The organism is Buchnera aphidicola (Pemphigus obesinymphae) (assembly GCF_026122815.1).
Taxonomy (GTDB): Bacteria; Pseudomonadota; Gammaproteobacteria; order Enterobacterales; family Enterobacteriaceae; genus Buchnera_C; species Buchnera_C aphidicola_BJ.
Map to the genome: position 1 here is coordinate 1 of NZ_JAIWQW010000037.1, position 1,204 is coordinate 1,204.

2 protein-coding genes are annotated in these 1,204 nt (G+C 26.8%); both read left to right on the forward strand.

All coding sequences use genetic code 11. The features are described from left to right. The coding region (locus LDP10_RS02905) for a 3-deoxy-7-phosphoheptulonate synthase (protein ID WP_265197246.1) at positions 1 to 626 on the forward strand (626 nt) is incomplete at its 5' end. A 282-nt stretch (positions 627 to 908) separates the two neighbouring features. Then, positions 909 to 1,040 carry a hypothetical protein gene (locus LDP10_RS02910; RefSeq protein ID WP_265197247.1) on the forward strand — a complete coding sequence of 44 codons (132 nt, stop codon included), beginning with the start codon at positions 909 to 911 and terminating at the stop codon, positions 1,038 to 1,040. Positions 1,041 to 1,204 lie beyond the last annotated feature (164 nt).

Sequence of the window (1,204 nt, forward strand, 5' to 3'; positions counted from 1 at the left end):
CAGAATTTTTGGATATAGTAATTGGACAATTTATAGCAGATCTTATTAGTTGGGGAGCTATAGGTGCAAGAACTACAGAAAGTCAGATACATCGTGAAATGGCTTCTGCTTTATCTTGTCCTGTAGGCTTTAAAAATGGTACTGATGGAAATATTCGTATTGCCATAGATGCAATTAGGGCTTCTAAAGTAAAACATTTGTTTTTAGCGCCAGATAAACATGGGAAAATGACTATCAATCATACGAGTGGTAATCCATTCTGTCATATTATTATGCGTGGTGGTACGTTACCAAATTATCATGTTGAAGATATTGCTTCAGCTGTAAAACATTTACAAGATTTTAATTTACCAGAGTATTTAATGGTTGATTTTAGTCATGGAAATTGTTTAAAACAACATCGTAGACAATGTGATGTGGGAGAATCTATAGCTAAACAAATTTATAATGGTTCTACAGCTATTGTTGGTGTTATGATCGAAAGTTTTTTAGAAGAAGGGTGCCAAACTGTAGTTAATAATGAATCTTTAGTTTATGGGAAGTCTATTACGGATCCGTGTTTGGGTTGGGATGATAGTGTTTCGTTGATTGATCGGTTAGCAAAATCTATTGATAGTCGTTTTTAACGATTAGTAAGGGTATCAGTGTTATTTAACTGATATCCTTATTTTAAAATTTTGGTATTTTATACTATATTTAATATATTATATTAAATAGGGATTATTTTTTTGATATTATAAAAATTATTATAATAATACTATTATTGTTAATAAAAAATATAAATAGTTTTATTCAAAGCAAAAATTAGATTATATTAAATATATATTTATTTTTATATTTTTAGAAAATATATTATGATTTAATAGATCTATATTCTATATAATTTATTTTATAGTTAATAAGGATCTATGATGCTAATTATCATGTTATTAGATGGAAGTAAAAGGATACATGATAATTTTGTTTCGGTAATAGAAATGGTTAAAGATATTAAAGTAAGTTTGGCACAATCTTGTATATCAGTTTACGCGTATGATTAATTGCTAGGTGTAGATACTGTGATAAAAAGTGATTCTAAAGTTATTATTATCAATAATGAAGAACAATCTTCTTTAGAAATAATTCGATATTCTTGCGCGCAATTATTAGCTTATTCTATTAAAAAAATGTATCCAATATCCAAGATTGCTAATAATATAATTTC